Origin of the sequence: Sphingobacterium athyrii (genome assembly GCF_003071065.1) — a bacterium.
Lineage (GTDB): Bacteria > Bacteroidota > Bacteroidia > Sphingobacteriales > Sphingobacteriaceae > Sphingobacterium > Sphingobacterium athyrii.
In genome coordinates, this window is sequence record NZ_QCXX01000001.1 from 12,828 (window position 1) to 32,705 (window position 19,878).

Annotated in this window: 16 protein-coding genes; 7 read left to right on the forward strand and 9 right to left on the reverse strand. The window is 40.6% G+C overall.

Annotation, left to right across the window (positions count from 1 at the left end; genetic code table 11):
• Window positions 1–65 precede the first annotated feature (65 nt).
• Window positions 66–914 (reverse strand): AraC family transcriptional regulator, encoded by an 849-nt coding sequence (locus DCO56_RS00085; RefSeq protein ID WP_108631761.1) that lies wholly within the window; start codon window positions 912–914, stop codon window positions 66–68.
• 88 nt (window positions 915–1,002) lie between these two features.
• On the opposite strand from DCO56_RS00085, the gene DCO56_RS00090 reads away from it, so the two are divergent.
• On the forward strand, window positions 1,003–2,190 hold the full coding sequence (locus DCO56_RS00090; RefSeq protein WP_108631762.1) for an MFS transporter: 1,188 nt from the start codon (window positions 1,003–1,005) through the stop codon (window positions 2,188–2,190).
• Between the two features lie 137 nt (window positions 2,191–2,327).
• Here the strand turns inward: DCO56_RS00090 and DCO56_RS00095 are convergent, their stop codons facing one another.
• Window positions 2,328–2,846, reverse strand: coding sequence for a GNAT family N-acetyltransferase (locus DCO56_RS00095; protein ID WP_219929277.1), 519 nt, complete (start codon window positions 2,844–2,846; stop codon window positions 2,328–2,330).
• A gap of 155 nt (window positions 2,847–3,001) precedes the next feature.
• Between DCO56_RS00095 and DCO56_RS00100 the strand changes: the two genes are divergently transcribed.
• Window positions 3,002–3,814, forward strand: coding sequence for a hypothetical protein (locus tag DCO56_RS00100; RefSeq protein WP_108631764.1), 813 nt, complete (start codon window positions 3,002–3,004; stop codon window positions 3,812–3,814).
• A 60-nt stretch (window positions 3,815–3,874) separates the two neighbouring features.
• On the opposite strand, the gene DCO56_RS00105 is transcribed toward DCO56_RS00100, so the two are convergent.
• The 4 genes from DCO56_RS00105 to DCO56_RS00120 all read right to left on the reverse strand — a co-directional run bounded on the left by DCO56_RS00105 (window position 3,875) and on the right by DCO56_RS00120 (window position 9,337).
• A complete protein-coding gene (locus DCO56_RS00105) occupies window positions 3,875–5,593 on the reverse strand; it encodes a M14 family zinc carboxypeptidase (RefSeq protein WP_108631765.1) in 1,719 nt (572 codons plus the stop codon).
• Window positions 5,594–5,778: 185 nt separating this feature from the next.
• Complete coding sequence (locus tag DCO56_RS00110) at window positions 5,779–6,723, reverse strand: pentapeptide repeat-containing protein (protein ID WP_108631766.1); 945 nt, start codon at window positions 6,721–6,723, stop codon at window positions 5,779–5,781.
• A 165-nt stretch (window positions 6,724–6,888) separates the two neighbouring features.
• Window positions 6,889–7,944 (reverse strand): DUF6807 domain-containing protein, encoded by a 1,056-nt coding sequence (locus DCO56_RS00115; RefSeq protein ID WP_108631767.1) that lies wholly within the window; start codon window positions 7,942–7,944, stop codon window positions 6,889–6,891.
• A gap of 28 nt (window positions 7,945–7,972) precedes the next feature.
• Window positions 7,973–9,337, reverse strand: coding sequence for a Gfo/Idh/MocA family protein (locus DCO56_RS00120; protein WP_108631768.1), 1,365 nt, complete (start codon window positions 9,335–9,337; stop codon window positions 7,973–7,975).
• Between the two features lie 349 nt (window positions 9,338–9,686).
• Between DCO56_RS00120 and DCO56_RS00125 the strand changes: the two genes are divergently transcribed.
• The 4 genes from DCO56_RS00125 to DCO56_RS00140 all read left to right on the forward strand — a co-directional run bounded on the left by DCO56_RS00125 (window position 9,687) and on the right by DCO56_RS00140 (window position 12,488).
• Window positions 9,687–9,899 (forward strand): hypothetical protein, encoded by a 213-nt coding sequence (locus DCO56_RS00125; RefSeq protein ID WP_108631769.1) that lies wholly within the window; start codon window positions 9,687–9,689, stop codon window positions 9,897–9,899.
• Window positions 9,900–9,901: 2 nt separating this feature from the next.
• The gene (locus DCO56_RS00130; RefSeq protein WP_108631770.1) at window positions 9,902–10,447 is read left to right on the forward strand and encodes a hypothetical protein; all 546 of its coding nucleotides are present in this window, start codon (window positions 9,902–9,904) and stop codon (window positions 10,445–10,447) included.
• A gap of 72 nt (window positions 10,448–10,519) precedes the next feature.
• Entirely contained in the window at window positions 10,520–11,179 is a 660-nt protein-coding gene (locus DCO56_RS00135) for a FadR/GntR family transcriptional regulator (RefSeq protein WP_108631771.1), read from the forward strand.
• A gap of 88 nt (window positions 11,180–11,267) precedes the next feature.
• Window positions 11,268–12,488 carry an MFS transporter gene (locus DCO56_RS00140; RefSeq protein WP_108631772.1) on the forward strand — a complete coding sequence of 407 codons (1,221 nt, stop codon included), beginning with the start codon at window positions 11,268–11,270 and terminating at the stop codon, window positions 12,486–12,488.
• Window positions 12,489–12,536: 48 nt separating this feature from the next.
• Here DCO56_RS00140 and DCO56_RS00145 read toward each other — a convergent pair whose 3' ends face one another.
• Window positions 12,537–14,408 (reverse strand): RagB/SusD family nutrient uptake outer membrane protein, encoded by a 1,872-nt coding sequence (locus DCO56_RS00145; RefSeq protein ID WP_108632874.1) that lies wholly within the window; start codon window positions 14,406–14,408, stop codon window positions 12,537–12,539.
• 120 nt (window positions 14,409–14,528) lie between these two features.
• Window positions 14,529–17,744 (reverse strand): SusC/RagA family TonB-linked outer membrane protein, encoded by a 3,216-nt coding sequence (locus tag DCO56_RS00150; protein WP_108631773.1) that lies wholly within the window; start codon window positions 17,742–17,744, stop codon window positions 14,529–14,531.
• 524 nt (window positions 17,745–18,268) lie between these two features.
• Here DCO56_RS00150 and DCO56_RS00155 point away from each other — a divergent pair.
• Window positions 18,269–18,808: a GNAT family N-acetyltransferase gene (locus tag DCO56_RS00155; protein ID WP_181390416.1), complete on the forward strand. Its 540-nt coding sequence runs from the start codon at window positions 18,269–18,271 to the stop codon at window positions 18,806–18,808.
• A 44-nt stretch (window positions 18,809–18,852) separates the two neighbouring features.
• On the opposite strand, the gene DCO56_RS00160 is transcribed toward DCO56_RS00155, so the two are convergent.
• Window positions 18,853–19,800 carry a polysaccharide deacetylase family protein gene (locus DCO56_RS00160; protein WP_245935748.1) on the reverse strand — a complete coding sequence of 316 codons (948 nt, stop codon included), beginning with the start codon at window positions 19,798–19,800 and terminating at the stop codon, window positions 18,853–18,855.
• Window positions 19,801–19,878: the final 78 nt, after the last annotated feature.

Consider the following 19,878-nt stretch of genomic DNA (forward strand, 5'->3'; position numbering starts at 1 on the left):
CTGTACTGACTAGCAATAGACAAAAAATCCGGGAAACAGTTTTGTTTCCCGGATTTTCCGGATTCTTAAGCTTGCATTGCTACACGTCCTTTCGTTTTTCTGAATTCTGTCAGGCTCATTACGTGTGTCTTTTTAAAGAATTTATTCAGATGGCTCTCATCTGAAAAACCAAATTCGGACACAATTTCATTGATCCGCATATCACTAAAAAGAAGTCTATGCTCGATCAATCTCATTTTATAATTTAATATATAATGCTGGATGGTTTCACCGCATTGCTTTTTAAAGTAGCTGCCAAGATAACTTTCAGAGAAGCCAAATTTATGAGCGATTGAAGATACTTTTAACAATGCCGGATCATGGATATTTCCCTGAATATAATTAATAATGTCTAACACCCGCTTATCTGTATTGGATGCCACATGAGCTACTCTCATCTTTGAAATGTTCCTTGCCGCAATGACAATCAATGCATTCACATAATGTAAGGTCAGCTCTTCCTGAAAGAGGTCCGGATGATTGATGCCATGGAGAAGCGAGGAAACAATCGAATCAACCAGAATAACATCAGGTTTATTCTGTAAAATGCACCCGGACAAATAGGAAGCCCCATATAATAGACATTCCATCGAATTTATGCTATTCCATTTGTAGTCTTTTACGTATCGCTCGCTGAACTTAACGAGCAAAAGTTCTGTATGTTCGATTACTTCCAAATTATGCTGATCATTTGGTGTAAGGAGGATGAGACTACCTTTGCTGTATGAAGCGGTATTGTTGTTAATCTTAAGAAACCCTTCCCCACAAATGACATATATGATTTGAAAAAAGGAAAACTGGTTATCTTTTAAAGGACAGCTTACCACCTGATGGTATTCCACTTTGACCAATTGATCTATATTCTCTCTTCTCATAACGCAAAAATACCTATTTATCATTAATAAATACTGATTTTTCACAATATTTCTGTTCAAATTTGCTACATCAAAACTTTAGATAGCAATGAAAAAATCAATCTACATCCTGGCACTGGGTGCATTTGGCATAATTACAACTGAATTTGGAATAGTTGGAATCCTTCCGACAATTAGCCGCGAGTTCGGTGTATCATTAGATACTGCCGGATGGTTACTCAGCGCTTTTGCGATAACGGTGGCGGTTTCGTCACCTTTTATCACTTCCTTCACGACCAAAATAAATCGGAAACTTCTCCTATGTCTGGTTATGAGTATATTTGTCCTTTCAAACTTAATCTCCGCATTTTCTTCAAATTTCACTATGCTGATGGTAGCCCGCATCCTGCCAGCCATATTACATCCGCTATTTTGGAATATCTCTATCGCTATTGCTTTTAAAAATAGCGGAGCAAAGGGTGTTTCTACAGTCATGTTGGGTCTCAGCTTAGCGACTGTCCTTGGAATCCCGTTGACAACCTATGCGGTAGATCTATTTAATAATTGGCAGGCTTCATTTTTCCTTAGCAGCGCGATCAGTCTAATTGCATTTATAGGTCTGTTGTTTTTTATACCTTCTATTCCTGCAGACAATACAAAATCCACGCAAAATCAGATCGCGGTACTGAAAAGTCCTCTTTTGTGGCTCAACCTGATTTCAACCATTTGTACACTGGCGGCGATGTTTTCCAGTTATACCTACCTTACCGCCTATCTTGAACAAATTACTAAGATGGATGGTGCACAGATCAGCGTTATGTTGCTGCTCTTCGGTGGCATGGGAACGCTAGGAAATTGGCTGATGGGCCTGGCGTTAAACAGAAACGTGCTATTAACAGCGAGATTCTTTTTGGCTTCTTTAATCGCGGTACAGGTACTCGCTTACTACTTAGGCGGAATATTTGCCCCAATGGTTATTATAGTCTCTATCTGGGGAATGATTCATACGGGTGGATTTCTGGTTTCAAATATCCGGACAACTCAGTCGATTCCCCATCACGCTCTTGAATTTGTGAATAGCTTACTTACCTCATCCTTTAATATCGGCATTTCCCTGGGTGCTTTTCTCGGAGGGATAATAAGCGTCTACTATGGTGTACATTATGTTTTATGGGTAAGTATCTTGCTATTAGCGGTAACATTTGCGATGAGTTTTGTCACTTTCCCAAAAATGCAAACGGATGATGAGGAAAATATAACAACAAAGCTTGCTCCATCGGTCTGTAAACAAGCTTAGGAAATCAGCTCGCATAATAAGCTTAAATAAAAATATCCCTTTTGCTGGGAAGGGATATTTTTATTTAAGTACCACCAACTTCTTGATGTATCATTTCAAAGTTATTCTGAGCAACCGGCAAAAAGTGGCTTTATATACTATACAGTATAAATTTCCTTTTCATAACAATTAAATATTCCTTTTCGGAAAGAGACCGTTCCGACAAATTTATATCCTTTTTTAAGATACACGGTATTAGCCTGATTATTTAACGAGAAAGCATCAAAACGTATTGATTTATATTGATTTTCCAAAGCATATTGTTCGGCGTAACGAATCATTTGGCTCGAAATCCCTTTCCCTTGCGCCGAAGGCTTTACGTATAAACGATGAATTACAAGAAAAGGAACCGGGGTTTCCCAGCTTAAATCATTATATTCTTCATCGTGGCGCTCATTAAGTGCCATATATGCGAGTATCTGACCTTGATCGACATAAACAAATCCTTCTTTTCGCTCGATGTCAGCCGCAAGTGTATCCTTATTTGGATACTCCTGATCCCACTGATCAATACCTTGACTAGACATGTGTGTTTTTACTTCTTCAAGAACATTGTCCGCTTGGATCAAGTTCGCCGCAGCTGCTCTTACAATCATTTTTTTCTTTAAAAATACCATATTTCAGCTATAATCCCAGTCATGACATCCTTTGCCCGAGAATAAAGGGGCTACCAAAAAGTGAAACTTTAACGCTTTAAGTTTTGTTAGTATTTAGTGTATTTATAATCAAATTAATGTTATATTTATGTTAATTCTCAAAACAACAATAAATTATGGCTAAGTCTGCAAAAATTCAATCTCCTAAAAAAGAATTAAAAAATAAAGTCATCACTCATTTACAAGATACTATTTCTTATTTACGTGATCATTTCAGCGAAAAGGAATTTAGCAACAGAATTGAAAAGGCTGCCAAATTATTGATTGAGGGTCTTAAAAATAAGACTTTGGCTAAAAATAACAGTACTGCAGCTAAGACGCAGCCTAAAGCTACGCCAAAGAAAACAGCAGCGGCACCGGCTGCTAAAACAACTATAGCTGAAAACACTGTAGTCAAAGCGGCTCCGGTAGCAGCCAAAGATACCAGCACACCAGCTAAAACACAGCCTAAAGCTACGCCAAAGAAAACAACTGTTTCAGCGGTTAAAACAACCGCAGCTAAATCAACCGCAGCTGAAAACACTGTAATCAAAGCGGCTCCGACAGCAGCCAAAGATACCAGCACGCCAGCTAAGGCGCAGCCTAAAGCTACGCCAAAGAAAACAACAGCGGCACCGGCTAAAACTACCGCAGCTAAATCAACTGCAGCTGAAAACATTGTAGCCAAAGCGGCTCCGGTAACAGCCAAAGATACCAGCACACCAGCTAAGGCACAGCCTAAAGCTACGCCAAAGAAAACAGCAGCGGCACCTGCTAAAACAACCACAGCTAAATCAATTGTAGCTGAAAACACTGTAGCCAAAGCGGCTCCGCCAGCAGCCAAAGATTCCAGCACGCCAGCTAAGGCGCAGCCTAAAGCTACGCCAAAGAAAACAGCGGCGGCACCGGCTAAAACAACTGCAGCTAAATCAACGGCAAAAAAAGTATAGCAACCAAAGTTGCTCAGAAAAACAGCCACAGTACGGACTTATAGAACAAGATATACCGCGTTAAGGCACAATTCTAAAAATCGGATACAGTAGGTGTGATTTTTCATAATAATTCGAATGCTTATATACCCAATCCAATTGGGCCTTTCCGTCAGCTGCAAATTTTGGATTACCTGCTTTTTCTTTATCAAAGGCAGATTTTAAATCCTTATTTTCTTTCAAAAGTTTGGCTGCCGTATCTTCAAAAACATAGGCAGAGTAATATTCTTTTTGTCCAAGGATCGCATCAAAGAAATTCCAGTTGAAATAGGAATCCATCGCTTCGGGTTCCAGTGTCTCCATAAGATACTTTACGCCATCCTGATCCAGCGGAACCAAAAAGTCTCCGGCCCTGAACCTCACTTCCTTCATTTCCCTCAACACATCGGTATCATAATGGAGATAATGCCCTTCATAAGGTGTAGAAGTCGTCTTGAAATCGTTGATTCGGTATTGTTCAACAACAATAGTGGAATCTCGTTCAATTGGATTCATTCTGATCTGATTGAGCTTCAATAAGTCAATAACTTTCCATTCGGATTGCGGGATTACATAATACTTCGGAATAGTAACTTCCTTGGTTGGTAGGTAGGTATTGTATAGCTTAACCTGTCTTGAGAATTTGGAATTTCGGTCGTACCACAATCTTTTTCCGGAGGAAACATCACTTGGTTTATATTTTGCCTCAAACCCTTTAAAATCAATATTTTCATATTTCGTCGTATCGAGTTTCCATGCAATGGAATATTTGCTTCCGATACTATACTGTTTTAAATTGTCCGCTCTCTTCTGTTGAATAACCTTATGATTTCGCTCAATAAAATCGAGCGTATTTAGCATATAATCATACGTTGCCTTTACACGCTCTTTATAGGGCTTCAACATATGTGTTTCGACCACCGTTCCAATGACGTTGAAAAGACTCGTATAACCTGTGGCATATCTGGGTGAATCCATAAAAACGGGGAAACCAAGATCTGGAACATCATTGTGAATATTGACATAGGGAACAGAAATAAATCCATTTTTTTCAAGATCCTTTAACAGTGTTTTTTGCATTTCGTCATTAAAATAGTCCCCTAAAACTCTCCCCAAGCGTTCCTTGTTGGTCGAGATATAAGTAAACGTATATTGATAATCTGCGCCATTGCTGACATGGTTGTCAATAAAAACATCTGGTTTTATCCATTGAAAAATCTGCTGAAAACTCCGCGAATTTTTCGTGTCTGTTTTGATAAAATCTCTATTGAGATCATAATTTCTTGCGTTTCCACGAAAGCCATATTCTTCGGGTCCATTTTGATTTGCTCTAGAAAACCCGTTGCGATTTAGCATTCCGCTGACGTTATAGCTGGCTATCGCAGCTATAATAACATGCTTAGGTGTTTTTATTCTGCCTGTTGCCAGATCTCTCATAAGCATCATGGTTGCATCAATTCCGTCGGGCTCCCCGGGGTGAATACCATTGTTAATAAACAGTACCGATTTATTTTCTCTTGCTTCCTCCGGGCTTTGTTGCGATGGATTGAATATAACAACATCGATCGGGGCCCGGTTGTCATCTTCTCCCTTTGTTTCATAACTGATTGCGGGAAATTGATTCGCCAATCCCTGATAGAATTTGCGCATTTCCGCAAAAGTCGTCGACTGATTACCATTTCCTTTCTCGTACGGTGAAAGGTTTTGAGAATGGCCCGCACTTGAAATCAATAAAAAGAATAGAATTGGAAGTTTTTTCATAAGATCAATTTAATGTTCTAATTTAAAAAAAACTTACTAAAGTCGGTTTCTTTCGATCAGTGCCTGTACCAAAACTTTCTATGATGCACTCCCAAATGGGGATATCCACATTTCTACCCTCGAAAATTTTATTGGAGCTTTCGAGGGTAGATGAAACAGGGCTCATTTTGCCAAGAACTGTTCACTTATAGGGTTTTAACAAGAGAGAGATCTACACCTAAACCCTTGAGCGAAGCAAATGTTAGCTTGTCCATCATTGCCCCGTCGAAACGAATTGTTTGGAGTGTTTTATAATATCTGTTTGTTAAGACAGAACTAGATCGAAATGAGACATTTCTAAATGTCGCTCCCTGAAAAGAAGCACCTGTCAGCGCAACACGATCAAACATTACATCAATAAAGGTCTGTCCATCGAGGTTGATACCGCTCATGTCACAGGATTTAAATGTCGTACCGTTAAAGGAACAATTTTCAAAGACTGTTTTTCTAAGATCAATGGACGTGATCTTAACATTGATCAATGAAGCATCCGTAAAATTTGATTTGGTTAGCTCGGATGCATAGAACTCTGTATCCGTAAGAATAGTCTTATCAAAGCTGGCGTTTGTGAGATTGTTTGCGGAAAACTTGCAGCCTCGCAGATCGGTTTCCTTGAAATGTGCGCCGGATAGATCACTTCCTTTAAAGGTACTACCGTTGAGATCGGCATTCGAAAAATCGGCATTCCGTAAATCACTTCCCAGGAATTTGCGTCTGGGGGCATGGACACCGACAAAATCAGTTCCTGCTAAAGCGCTGCCGCTGAAATCAGTCAGTAGCGGTCGTTCCGTCCCGGTGGCTGGCTCCAAGTCGCTGGTCATTCCTGCTAAGCTACCCTCACCGTTGTAATCTGTAAGTTTTGGAAGCTCCCGGCCCCTCTCCTCCTGGGTACCGTCAGAAAAATAGTCCAGTCCCACAGCAAAAATATCGGCTAGCTGATTGATTGTCATAAAATCAGGGATGGATTCTCCTCGCTCCCATTTTCCTACGGCCTGCGGACTAATAAATAAAAGTCCTGCGAGTTGAGCCTGAGACATGTTTTGTGCTTTTCGGGCATTGGCAATTCTATTGCCCAATATCTTTACGTCCATAATTGCAATTCTGTTTATGTTTGACTCTGCAAAGATACACGGAGCCACGGCCAAATAGGATAAAATAACGACTACTTCTAGTTGTTATTGCACTACTTATAGTTGCAATTATCAACCCATAGTTGTAAAGCAGCATATACTGCATGGGTTAAAGACAAATCGCTACTACTTCCTGACCTTTTTATCGGTAAGCGCAAATTCTTCCCATAACTTGTTAATTGCTATTGTTGACAACCTTTTTTTGTTTGATGCAATGAGAATACGATACCGAAATGTTACTGAATTGCCTTTTTCCAGTCTAAAATTCAGGACTTCATTTCCCTGGCTAAAAACTTTTTGTCCAAGTGGATTGGCGGCAAATAAGCCGTAGCCCCGTGCATGCCAATAAGTCGGATAGCCGACATTGTCCGGATCGTCCATAATCACTATACTAATGGTATCTTTTCCCTTTTGTCCATAAAGCATACACCATTTTCCACGGGAGCCCCAGGCATCGTCTCCTGTTTTATCCTCACTGGTTAGGTATTGACCTGTAACATTATGCTCAGAATTGCGCTTAACTGTCGTCGCTGAACCGTGGATATCTGTAAACTGCCGTTCTTCTTTGGAAGGCAATTCCAGTTCGTGTGCGACACGTAGACCCAATAGCCCATCCTTGACATCAGCAAAAGATACCGCCTCCATCGCAGTAAATGTTGTGGTCCGGTCGATGATGCGAAGATTCGTTGTTGCCGTAAAAGTGAATGCGGTATGTTCTTTCAACAGCACATGTTTTTTGATGTCGCACCAATCTGCCCTGTATTTTATGACACCGGATGTCCCACTTTTAATTTCGGAGATGGCCGTTGTTTTGATCCAGCCATAGTTGTTTTTCTTAATTTCTGGTATGGCAGACGAATTATTCCAAAAATCAAGGCCATTGACACTTTCATAGTTCATCCACAAGCCGATATGATGTGGGTGATCTGTGGGTTCACCCGGACGTGGAGCCAGTGGAAACCCTCGGGTAATAACCTCGCCATTGGCGGCAAAAATCGGATACAATGTCGGTTTTTCCAAATTATCCGGATAGATAAATGCGGTAAAAGGGCTATCATCTGCCGTAACAATAATTTCCTTACGCGCGCTGTCTTGCCGAACAGTTATAAACTGTTTTTTTTGAGCGGAAACCAGGGGTATAATGACCGCTAACAATAGAATAAGTAAGAGTAGTTTTTTCATTTGTCGGATTGATCTGAATTAAATCTGGTTAATATTTGAATGCTTTCCCACCTGCAATCACTTCTTGTCGTTTATCATCAAAAATAACCTTTTCTCCTGTCCTGTAGGCTGCATTTGCCATAATAACCGCAATTGAATGGTTGTACCCCGCTTCAATTGGCGCATTGGGTTCTTTACGATTACGGACGCACTCCATCCAATTGCGTATATGTGCCATTGTGACAACATCCCCGCCGGTATTCGCCGCCGTACCGACCCGGATATTATTCAAGGTGATATCCGGCAATAAATTTGCCTTCATTCCCATTGCACTAGCGTACGCTTCAGTCAGACCGCCCGTAGCCGATATTTTATTGGTATCCAAATTGAGCGTTCCGCCGTTGCTGTAATAAATTTCCTTCACCTCCTCTCCGTTCAGGACGCCTGAATTTGTCTGTCTGGATTTAAACAGTACCTGAAATCCTTTAGTCAGATCGTCTAATGGACCGTAATCAAATACAGCAGTAAAGGTATCCGCATTTTCCCTACCATCTTTCCAAAGGTAATTCCCTCCATTTACTGCTACACTACGGGGGTGCGGGAGACCTGTAAACCAATGCACTGTATCAATCTGATGGCATAACCATTGTCCGGGAATACCAGATGAATAAGGCCAGAACAGTCGATATTCCAGATAATGTCTGGCATTGAAAGGCTCTTCCGGGCGATTGAGCAAAAATCGCTTCCAGTCGGTATCTTCTTCTCTTAGTTTGCCCACTAGATCAGGTCTACGCCATCGTCCCGGCTGATTGACGTTCCAGGTGAGTTCCACCATGACGATATCTCCAAATTTTCCGCTTTTAATAAAATCATTTGCGGCAAAGTAATTTAAACCGCTCCGACGTTGTGAACCGATCTGCACAATCTGTTTGCTATCCTTCACCGCCTTTAATACCGCACGGGCATCTTCCATCGTTTCGGCCAGTGGCTTTTCAACATAAGCATCTTTACCGGCCTGTACCGCTTCTATCGCATGTAGCGCATGCTGAAAATCGGAGGTCGAAACAAATACCGCGTCGACATCCTTGATATCGTACAAGGCCTCATTATTCAGGCAGGGTGTAATGGCATGTCCCAGCTTTTGTTTCCAGAAATCCACGCCTTCCTCCCGACGCAGCTTCCAGATATCGCTTACAGCAATAATATCAAAATTCAGCTCTTTATAGGCCGCAAGAAATGAGGGAGCATGTGCTCCTTTATGTCGATCTGAAAATCCAACCACCCCAATATTAATGCGGTCATTCGCGCCAACAATCCGTCGATAACTTGAAGCACTGAAGGCATGTGTTCCTGTATAGATACCTGCAGTCAACAGCCCAGCTTTTTTTATAAAATCTCTACGTGAATTAATCATTTTTTAAGTTTATCTAAGTTTAGTTACTTACTAAAAGAATATTTTTGATATTTTGTTTTCTTGACTACTTATTATCGGTTCAGCAGCAAACAAAAAGCATTTTTTGCGGCTAAAGATCTTTCATTAACATTGCCTCCATACTTCTGGGAAATATTTGCCTACATACAAGTTAACGTCTTCCCGATGACTACGATAGCTGTTTCTTTTTTATTTCGGGTTTCTAACGACGGATATTTTTACACCTAAAATATTCGGCAATTCAATTATTTTATGTTAATATAATTTTAGTATTTAACAATATCTGTTTATATTTAACTAGCAATCGCGACAGCAATTAATTAAATGCCAAATGAAAAAAATAATTCAAGAAGGGGAACTAATCACGGTTGGAAGGATGCAAAAAGATCCTTTTATTATGGCTATGGAAGAAAAAACAGCTTGGAAAAAAGAGCTAAAACAGAAAATCCGTAGTTACCTCTTTGCCCGACAGCAACCTTTGATTTACCGGAAAAATGGACAGATGGTTGCTGAATATCAAGATGGAACAATTCAAAGCATCTAAATATGGCAACTATATATATCATAGCCGGCCCACCTAACATCGGTAAAAGCACCTTCGGACCGGACTTTGTTCCTGAGGGCATAAAAATACTTGATCCCGATCTTATCGTGCAGCGTTATCGCGAGCTCGGCATCAGGAGTGGGTACAAACGATTTGAAAAAATGTTACAGCATGAGCTTTCCGCCAACCGGGACTTTGCAATAGAACTCAATTTAGGATTGAGAAAACATTTCGACATGTTGAGAATGGTCAAAGCTTTTCATTCCGATAATAGAATAGAAATATTATTCTTCTACACGGATCATATGGATATTTGTTTGGCCCGGGCACAGGCTCGAAAAGATAACCAAGCCCACCGTAGTATGGAAACTATTGAAGATTTATACATTCGGGCCCTCCCACTGCTCAAACGAAATCTGGATATCTTTGATACGCTAAAGGGTGTGGACGTAAGAGAAAACTCCATAGAGCCTGAAATCATTTTTCATTATCAACAGTCCTCAGCCACTATCGAGGTCTCTAAAGAGCTACCGCGATGGGCAGGTTAATAAAATTAAAAAAATAGTTGTGCTCCAACTGAAAATTATCCTACCTTTGCAATCATCAGATGATATGACTATATGAAAACTGAACACATTGTAAGAAGATCTTTGGCTGAGGAAGTCGCTGCTGCGATTGAAGAAAAAATTAAACTGGGCAATTTCCCGATTGATTCGAAACTCCCCACTGAGCCGGAATTAATGAAACAGTTTGCGGTAGGAAGATCAACAATTCGCGAGGCCGTTAAATATTTAAGTCAATCTGGTTATCTGCATGTACAACAGGGGCTGGGCACTTTTATCAAGAGTGTGACCGGAAATCACGCGCTTGACGCAAAAATTGAAAAGGGTAATTTTAACGATATTTTTGAGGTAAGACATGTCCTGGAACTGAAAATTATTGAAAAAGCAGCAGTAAATCGAACAGAAAAAGGCCTGAAAGATATGAGTCTTGCACTTAAAAATAGAACAAAATATGCGACCGAAGGAAATCTTATTGCTTGTGTGGAAGCAGATATCGCTTTTCATAGCGCTATTGCTGAATCTTGCGGCAATAATATTCTGACAGCCTTATATAATACCTTATCGGCTCACGTGAATAAATTTTTCATGGAAATTTATAAGGATACCTCCCCTTTTCTCGCCTCACAGAAGCAGCATGAGGATTTAATGCAAGCAATTAAAGATAAAAATATCCAGCAGGCTCTTGCGGTGGCGAATCAAATTATCCAACAAAAATAATTTTCTTAACCCTTTTTCCTTTACGATCCCGACAATCAAATAATAATAAATCACGAGACAAAACATCAGATGACCTGATGTATTAATTATGAAAACAGAATCTTTAAAAGCGGATGGTTCTTGGAATAGTTCCCAGACCGTCTACCCTATCTTATTTGCAATTAGCATTTCCCATTTGTTGAATGATCTTATTCAGTCGGTTATTCCGGCTGTTTATCCGTTACTAAAGTCTAATTATGCACTTAGTTTCACCCAAATTGGTATTATTACCTTAGTGTTTCAGCTGACAGCTTCCATTCTGCAGCCTTTTGTCGGACTTTATACCGACAAAAATCCCACACCAAGATCACTGGCTATTGGCATGTTGTTTTCCTTGGCTGGTTTACTTTGTATTGCCTTCGCCTCCAGTTTTATTTATATCCTGCTTTCAGTGAGCCTGATCGGGATGGGGTCCTCAATTTTTCACCCCGAGGCCTCCCGTGTTGCCCATTTGGCTTCCGGCGGCAAAAAGGGATTGGCGCAGTCAATCTTTCAGGTGGGCGGCAATGCCGGTGGTGCGATCGGGCCGCTTCTTGCCGCATTGATTGTTATCCCCTTTGGTCAACAATATATCGGTGTTTTTGGTGTATTGGCAATTTTAGCCATCTTAATCCTTACCTATGTGGGAAATTGGTATCAATTGCACCTTAGACCGAAATCTACGGTGGCGACACATGGCACTGCACAGATAAAGTCGAACTTTTCCAGATCCAAAATTATCTTTGCGCTGATTATCTTGCTGATTCTCATATTTTCAAAGTATTTCTACATGGCATCCATGACCAGCTACTTTACATTTTATCTGATCGATAAGTTTGGCATTAGTGTACAGGAATCTCAAATTTATCTTTTTGTTTTTCTGGCGTCGGTGGCGGTCGGAACAATACTCGGCGGCCCACTGGGCGATCGTTATGGGCGCAAACTGATTATTTGGATTTCAATACTTGGTGCCGCACCTTTTACGTTGCTTTTACCACATGTGGGGCTGACCTTGACCATGCTCCTGTCTGTTCTGATCGGACTGATTATATCCTCCGCTTTTTCCGCTATCCTGGTATACGCAACGGAATTGATTCCGGGCAAAGTAGGTATGATCGCAGGGCTCTTCTTTGGACTTGCCTTTGGAATGGGTGGAATAGGCTCTGCCCTTCTGGGATGGCTGGCCGATAAGACCTCCATTGAACATGTGTTTAATATCTGTGCTTACCTTCCCTTAATCGGTATTGCGACCGGGTTATTACCCAACATCGAACGTCATAAAAAGGCATAATAAAAACATCTCTCCGAAAATTTTCGGAGAGATGTTTTGTTTAGCGTTTTAGTATCCAGGATTCTGGATGAGTTTGGTATTCCGATTTATCTCGTCACGATGTAAGGACGTAAAATACATCTTGTCATCCCAATTTCTATTCTCGATTCCAGGATCAATATTACTAACAACGTATTTGTACGTATAACTGCTTGGATCGTATTTATACAGCGTTACTTTCTTGTTGTCTTTCAGTGTGCCGGTGATATTGATGATATTGGCTTTACGCCCAATCGTTTCGGCAGCTATCATCCAGCGTCTTGCATCAAAAAAACGATGTTCTTCATAAGCCAGCTCTATCCTGCGTTCATTGCGATAGCGGTTTTTAAGCGCGGCTCCTGTTTCTTCAATTGCAGGCATTCCCGCTCTGAACCGAATTTTATTTAACCAGGCTTTTGCTTCCGCCTCTTCCCCCAATTCAATACAGGCCTCCACGTAGTTTAGTACAGCTTCAGTATAACGTAACATTGGCCAAGGAACACGCTGTCTTGTATTCTGATCTTCCTGAGCAGGATCGGGATCAACAAACTTACGCATATAATACCCCGTTCTTGAGCCATTCCAATCCTCAACGGGGCTTTTTCTGGTGTCTAAACCAAAATGGGTGACTTTAGCGCCTTCCGCATTAATAATTTCATATTGACCAGTCTGGATCTGATTGCTAGGATCTCTTTTGGTCACATCTGCTGTTCTTGGTTTCCAATCTGCGCCATCGTATAAAATTGTGGCTTTCAGTCTCGGGTCACGATTTTGATAGGGAGCCGAAGCCATGGCAGCGTTTGACCAGTCAAACTTTTTACCGTCATTCGTCTCGTAATCATCTACTAACAATTGTATCGGGGTATTACCCGCCCAGTTATGGTATCCGTTGGGTCCGTTGTCACGTCCTACCCAGCCACCACGTTCGTCTTTTTCGTCAACAAAATAACGACCTAAGATCATATCCCTCGCTGCTCCAGCATCTGCCATTTTACTTCCACCGCCGAGGGATAGGGCCATATAGTTTGCCGTACCTTCTTCGGCAGAAACTGCGGAGGTCAAATCCAGTTTATAGGCAAAATCGGCCCGGTTCAAAACAGCTTTCGCCGCTTCCTTTGCTTTTGTCCAACGTTCGGTCTGGCTGCCACTGGTATACATCAAATATTCTGGTTTTGTATAAGCTTTTAAGAGCGCAGATTTGGCACCCGCCTTATTAGCGTCGTGGAGGTCACTCGCGGCATATAATAGCACGCGCGATTTTAATGCCAGCGCGGCGGTTTCACTCGCGCGTCCTTTAGCAGCCTTTGAATCTTTCAAAAGCAGGCTTGCACTGTCCAGATCATTGACGATGGCATCAACACACTCGGCATAGCTATTTCTCGGCACCATATAATCTTTATCATTCAAGGTATAGATCTTATTATCTATCGGTACAGCACCATAAAAACGCAAAAGCTGTTGATAATAATATCCACGCAAAAAATAAGCCTCACCTAATAATTTATTCGCTTTTGCCTGATCAAAATTGGCCTGTTTCAAATTTGAGATTGCAATATTCGTGGCGCGAATACGCACATACATGCGTCCATATTCGTAGGTATCCATGATGTAACCTTGGTCTGCCGGATTGGAGCGTGCTTCGGTTACGGTATTAATGCCGCGATTTGGATGGGTGAATAATGCCTCGTCTGTCATGGAAGCCATTTCTTGTTCGTAAAAACCACCGACACCAAAACCATTGTATATTTCGACTACGAAAGCTTCAGACAGTCCAGCATCAGACCATACCAATTCATTGGGAACCTCACTCAGTGGCTTTGTATTCACAAAATCGTCATTACAAGACTGGAAACCAGCCGACAACACAAGCAAGAGCAGGGATATATTTGCAATTTTTTTCATTTTATTATCTAATTTATATTTCTGAGAATAAGTTTTCATAGGCCTTTCGTTATTTTGGGAACCCGCATATACAGCAGGCCCCCCCCGTAGCCCCTTGTTTATTTTCATCTTCTTTAGCATTTAAAAGGATAACAACACGCCTGCATTAATTAATCTTGCCTGCGGATAATACTGTCCTAATGCATTTACCGCTTCTGGATCGTACATCTTAATTTTGCTCCAGGTGACTAAATTCATACCATTTGCATAAACACGCAATGATCCGATACCGATTTTATCGCAGATTGTCGATGGAAGATTATAACCCAATTCCACATTTTTTAGACGTAGATAATCCGTACTCCGCATCCAATAGGTATTGTTATACGAGTAATATTGATTACTGCGATCCGTTAGTCTTGGATATACGCTACTCGGATTAGTTATGCTCCAACGCTTATCGTAGAATTCCTCAAGAAAATTACCGATAGAGCCCGATTCGTCGGTACCAACACGAATCTCTCCACCTGTGGCGCCTTGGAATAAAACGGACAAATCAAAATCCTTATAGCTCAAGCTGAAATTGAATCCACCCTGAAATGTTGGGTCACTATTTTTGTCTCTTCTGACCTTATCATCCGGTGTAATTTTCCCATCACCATCATAGTCTTGATATTTCATATCACCTGGACGTAAAGTCTTTGTGATAGCACTGTAATCAAGTTTATTGGCGGCGATATCCTCCATATCCCGAAATACACCATCATAGATATAGTAGATGTCTGTTTTGATCGGTTTTCCCGTGCTTTGTTGCCATGCTGGAGCACCAGGTGCCTCATCCCAGAAAATAATTTTATTCTTCGCATAGCCACCATTAACGCTTACAGTGTATCCAAGCTCGCCCGCCTTACCTTTATACCCCAGATTAAATTCCCAGCCTTTATTATCTACTTTACCAATGTTCTCCGCTGGTAGTGTCATACCAGTACTTTGTGGAACAGAAGCATTTTTCCGCCATAGAATAGAGTTTCTACGATTTTTGAAGATATCAAACTCAAAGTTCAACTTACCCTGTAGAAATTGGAAGTCGAAACCTAAGTTATAATTATTGGCAACCTCCCAAGTGACCATTTCATTTGGTACCCGGCTTTCAAAGAGTGTTTTAGCCAGTTTATCGTCCACAATATAGGTTCCAAATGAATAGGTTGAAAAGTATTGGTATTCTTGCAATTTATCTTCCCAATAAATATTATCATTACCCATTTGACCATAGGACGCACGGATTTTGAAGTAGTTGATGACAGGAATGTTTTCTTTCCAAAAGTTCTCTTCAGATACAACCCAACCGGCCATTGCCCCCGGGAAAAAGCCAAAACGTTCACTCTCTGGGAACATATAAGAGCCGTCATAACGCCAGAGAAACTCTGCAATATATTTACTTTTGTAATTATAGCCAAAACGACCAAAATAATTCAACCTTGCCCGCTTCCAGGCTGCTCCATCATTATTTTTTTCTTGTTCTCCCCCCGCAAAAAGGTAATCGATACTGTTCGATAAAAAGTAACGTCGATAGGCACTAAACTTGTCATTGTCAATGGTTTCTCGGTTTACACCAGCGATGGCATTTACTTGATGGTCGCCAAACTTTCGGTCAAAACTTAAAATACCGCCTAACAAAATATTGAGTTGATCCTCGTTGCTTTGATTGAGATTTGGGTCTGCTGGACCACGCCGACCGGCTTGCAACAGGGGTGTCTTGCCATCAGCTTCATAGCCTCCCGGCCAGGAATATAAAGTCCAGGGCGTCACCCATGTTTTTTGATTTTTCACATATTTGTCTACAGAAGCATTTAATGTTAATTTCAGGCCTTCAATCCATGGATTCGTAATATCTACCTGTCCATTTGTTTGGAAATAATAACGTTTATCTCGGTCATATCCAGTCGCATTTGTCGTAATAACCACCGGATTTTCGCCATTCTCGATATCTGGTCCTGGTTTTCCATTAGGCCAAATGGCGGGCTGTGTCGGATTTCCACGCATCAGCATCCGAAAGATCGTACCTGCACTTTTGGTTGGGAAATTGCGGTTTTCCTGCCTACCCAATACACCAAATTGTGTTTTAATATACTGACTTATATTCGCATCCAGATTAATTCTTAGATCATACTGCTTGTAACCGGTTGCAGAATTTTTGTAATAAGCATCTTGATTTTGGTATCCTAATGACAAAAGGTATTTTACGTCTTCCGTACCCCCATTAATTTGAAGATTATGACGTTGTTGAGGTGACCAATCTTTCAATGTGGATTTATACCAATCAGTATTGGGGTGCCCCCAAGGATCAGAACCATCTTTAAACTTTTGGATATCCTCAGGTTTAAAAGGTGCTCCCAAGACGGTACCATCCTTCTTGGTATAAGATCCCTTCCCGTTTAGGTCAGTTAATGCTGCTGACCATTCATCTACCGGAAGATTGTAAATTTCAAGTTCGTTGCGAATTTCAGCAAACTGTGTCGCATCGGTCAATTTGGGAATTACTGTCGGTTGGGAATATCCTTGATTAAAGGTATAAGAAAACTGTGGCTTGCCTGTCTTTCCACGGCGTGTTGTTACAAGAATAACGCCATTTGCAGCTCTTGCACCATAGATTGCGGCCGAAGCATCTTTTAAGACAGAGATATTCTCGATATCCCGAGGATTAAGTCGCTCAATTCCACCTTCACGAGCTGGAACACCATCAATAACGACGAGTGGGCTGCTATTCCCCAACGTATTTGTACCCCGGATCTTGATTGTGGATCCGTCATATCCAGGCTCCGCACTACCGTTAGTAGCGATTACACCAGGGATTCTTCCAGTCATCGCGTTGGAGACATTTAATGCTGGGGACTGCGCAAGATCACTTCCTTTAACTGTAGCCACCGCACCAGTTACTGTTTCTTTCCGCTGTTTGCCGTAACCGACCACAATGACTTCATCGAGACTTGACTGGGAATTTAGCAGTGTTACATCTATGGCTCTTCGTCCATTGACCACTTCATCCATCGTCTGTTTACCAACCATCCTAAAATTGACTGTCCCGTTAGCAGGAACCTTATCCAATTTGTAACGGCCTTCATTGTCGGTTTTGGTGACTAAATTCGTCCCATTGACCGATACAGTAACGCCCGAAATAGGCGATCCCGCCTCATCCCGTACGACACCAGTAACACTTAATTCTTGTTGGAAGAGATTTCCATAATGTGCAAAGCTCGCGGCGTCTACAGATTGAGGGCTTAGCGCTACTAAAGAGCACAACGAGCCAGTCCAAAACGCTCTCTTCCATTGATTTGAGAAATAATGGCAATTAATCATAAAAACTGTTTAATGGTTTAAATTGTATGTTTATTAGTTATTTATTTGCTTCTACAAGACTCTTGGTTTAGAATCTTATCAAAGGCGGTTTATAATTGAATTTTTAATGATATGAAAATACAAAAATAAATAAACAAAGCAAGTGTTATTTTCACACTATTGACAAAAATAACCATAAACAATTGTTTTATAGATAATTAACTCAACAAAAACCTGAAACTATCACTTTTTACCCTTTCAATGTTATAATGCCAAGACAGTCCCAAACATTAAGAAATCCGCTAAAAAGTTATATCTGGAAGTCTTTAACAAAATATCGTCTTAATACATGCTATGATAATATTTTACTCAAAATAGAACTGTTATATTCTGAAAAATAGTGGACTCTTGATTTTAATTATTATGGTGTCAGAATTATATGGAAATACGTGATTTTACGATAAAGGGTTTTTTATTTCATAATTTTAATGGCAATAGTAGCAATAATATAGAAATATACGTTTCCAAAACAAAATATCATAACAATGAATATTCAAATCAGACAGGAAAGCAAAGTCGATTATCAGTCAGTTTTTGAGCTCATTCAAAAAGCGTTTGAACATGAAGAATATAGTGACCATCAAGAGCAATTTCTCGTCGAAAGACTACGTCAGTCGAGCGGATTCATTCCGGAGCTTGCCTTAGTCGCGGAAATCCATGGTAAAATCGTTGGTTATATCTTACTGACAAAAATCAAAATTCGCAATGAAGCAGAGAAACGGGAATATCCTTCTCTTGCTTTGGCACCGATTGCGGTGTTGCCGGAGTTTCAAGGAAGGGGAATTGGCGGTAGATTAATCGCTGAAGCGCATCGAATCGCTGCAGTACTTGATTTTGGATCCATTATCCTATTGGGCCATGCCAGTTATTATCCAAAGTTTGGTTATGTGACAATGGCCGAATATGGGATTAACATGCCCTTTGAGGTTCCAAATGAAAATTGTATGCTCATTGAACTCCGTCAACATGCATTAGCCGGAGTACAAGGAACAGTCGTGTATCCAAAAGAATTCGGAATAGCCTAAAAAATGGCCGACAGAATGTGCTCGCAATAATCGGCCATTTTATTTTAATATTTAATTGGATAATCTTGCATAAATTCAAACTGATACCCATCTTTTTTAAGTGCATCTATCAGGGCAGACAACTCCTGCTGTCCCTTTTTTGTCTGGAACATATCATCATGCATTAAAAACACCACATTATTCGGAACCATCGAACTCTTATTGTTCATAAAGTTATGGATATGGGATAATGTCGCTTGCTGAGGTTGAACAGGAATTCCCGTAATACTGTTCAAACGCCATTCTACATCCCAACCGAAAATACGATAACCATTTTTGTGAAGCATATCAGCCGTTGTGGAGCCATTTTTCAAATCTATCTTTCGGATATCATCATACATCCAGATATTTCTGCCCGGGAGTCTAACAATTTTATGCATAAGATTAAGATCCTTTTCATTCTTTTCAAAATCAGCAAATGCCTTTTCCGCATTGTTATAAAATCTTGAATATTGATTATTGGCATGTGTATAGCTGTGGTTATAACAAGCAATCAAGGGATTATTTTTATATTTTTCAAGATCCCGCTTTCTACCTTTGCTCATATTGGCATGTTTGCCAATTAAAAATACGCTTACTTTTATATTTTTCTCTTTTGCCAGCGAATCAATAGCCGCACTTCCGATCAAAGGACCATCATCAAATGTCAGATAGATATGTTTCGGATGCGCATCAAAAGCTCTCCGCAACGAATCCTTCAGGTTACGCTTTTGTTGCTTCACAGGGATCGGATGCAAACTATCAACTGTAAAATGTAGCTGATTTCTTTGGAGAGAATCCCATTTGTTCAACAGAACGGGCACTTTTTCCTTGTGGATCAACTTTTCATTTAGTGTATCCCTATCGACTTCTTTGCCACTGCCCAATACTTTATTTGAGAAATCTTTACATGACACTGAACCTAAGGTCACACTACCCATGAACAATGCAATCAACAACCTTCTACACTTCATATCTATCCTAATAACTTAAGTGATTTTTTACGTTTCAAAAATACCATAAAAACCCACTCTAAAAGTATAATATTTCAT

Excerpts from the sequence above, each read along its gene's own strand:
- DCO56_RS00130 (WP_108631770.1), top strand. The coding sequence starts at position 9,902 with ATGGCAACTATATATATCATAGCCGGCCCACCTAACATCGGTAAAAGC.
- DCO56_RS00145 (WP_108632874.1), bottom strand. The coding sequence starts at position 14,408 with ATGAAAAAAATTGCAAATATATCCCTGCTCTTGCTTGTGTTGTCGGCT.
- DCO56_RS00160 (WP_245935748.1), bottom strand. The coding sequence starts at position 19,800 with ATGAAGTGTAGAAGGTTGTTGATTGCATTGTTCATGGGTAGTGTGACC.
- DCO56_RS00155 (WP_181390416.1), top strand. The coding sequence starts at position 18,269 with ATGAATATTCAAATCAGACAGGAAAGCAAAGTCGATTATCAGTCAGTT.
- DCO56_RS00150 (WP_108631773.1), bottom strand. The coding sequence starts at position 17,744 with ATGATTAATTGCCATTATTTCTCAAATCAATGGAAGAGAGCGTTTTGG.
- DCO56_RS00090 (WP_108631762.1), top strand. The coding sequence starts at position 1,003 with ATGAAAAAATCAATCTACATCCTGGCACTGGGTGCATTTGGCATAATT.
- DCO56_RS00095 (WP_219929277.1), bottom strand. The coding sequence starts at position 2,846 with ATGGTATTTTTAAAGAAAAAAATGATTGTAAGAGCAGCTGCGGCGAAC.
- DCO56_RS00105 (WP_108631765.1), bottom strand. The coding sequence starts at position 5,593 with ATGAAAAAACTTCCAATTCTATTCTTTTTATTGATTTCAAGTGCGGGC.
- DCO56_RS00140 (WP_108631772.1), top strand. The coding sequence starts at position 11,268 with ATGAAAACAGAATCTTTAAAAGCGGATGGTTCTTGGAATAGTTCCCAG.
- DCO56_RS00085 (WP_108631761.1), bottom strand. The coding sequence starts at position 914 with ATGAGAAGAGAGAATATAGATCAATTGGTCAAAGTGGAATACCATCAG.
- DCO56_RS00120 (WP_108631768.1), bottom strand. The coding sequence starts at position 9,337 with ATGATTAATTCACGTAGAGATTTTATAAAAAAAGCTGGGCTGTTGACT.
- DCO56_RS00125 (WP_108631769.1), top strand. The coding sequence starts at position 9,687 with ATGAAAAAAATAATTCAAGAAGGGGAACTAATCACGGTTGGAAGGATG.
- DCO56_RS00110 (WP_108631766.1), bottom strand. The coding sequence starts at position 6,723 with ATGGACGTAAAGATATTGGGCAATAGAATTGCCAATGCCCGAAAAGCA.
- DCO56_RS00115 (WP_108631767.1), bottom strand. The coding sequence starts at position 7,944 with ATGAAAAAACTACTCTTACTTATTCTATTGTTAGCGGTCATTATACCC.
- DCO56_RS00135 (WP_108631771.1), top strand. The coding sequence starts at position 10,520 with ATGAAAACTGAACACATTGTAAGAAGATCTTTGGCTGAGGAAGTCGCT.
- DCO56_RS00100 (WP_108631764.1), top strand. The coding sequence starts at position 3,002 with ATGGCTAAGTCTGCAAAAATTCAATCTCCTAAAAAAGAATTAAAAAAT.